Below are 515 nucleotides of genomic sequence, written 5' to 3'. Positions count from 1 at the left end.
TGGTCGTGTCCAGTTCCTTGTGCAGGCGCTGGAGTTCGGTCCGCATGTGGACCTTGAGCTTCGCGTCGAGGTTCGCTAGCGGCTCGTCCATGAGAAAGACGTCGGGCTCACGGACGATGGCGCGGGCGATGGCGACGCGCTGGCGCTGGCCGCCGGACATCTCGTCGGGCATGCGTTCGAGCATTCCCTGCAACTGGACGATTTCAGCGGCGCGCTCGACGCGGCGCTCGATTTCCTCCTTGTCGTAGTTGCGGAGGCGGAGCCCGAAGGAGATGTTGTCGTAGACGTCCATGTGGGGGAACAGCGCGATGTTCTGGAACACCATCGCCACTCCGCGGTCCTTCGGTGGGAGATTCGTGACCTCGCGGTCGCCGATGAAGACCTTCCCTTCCGAGGGGATGGTCAACCCGGCAATCATCTCCATCGTCGTCGACTTCCCACACCCCGACGGACCGACGAGGCAGATGAATTCACCATCCTCGATTTCGAGGTTCATGTCGTCGACCGCCGTTACG

General features: G+C 62.5%; 1 protein-coding gene. It reads right to left on the bottom strand.

The annotated features are described in order from the left end of the window. Positions 1-515, bottom strand: a 515-nt coding sequence (locus D3D02_RS18980; RefSeq protein WP_121571360.1) for an ABC transporter ATP-binding protein, incomplete at both ends; no start/stop codon positions are given.

This window comes from Halobellus sp. Atlit-38R (assembly GCF_003665925.1).
GTDB classification, from domain to species: domain Archaea; phylum Halobacteriota; class Halobacteria; order Halobacteriales; family Haloferacaceae; genus Haloquadratum; species Haloquadratum inordinatus.
This window is presented reverse-complemented; position numbering and strand designations above follow the sequence as displayed.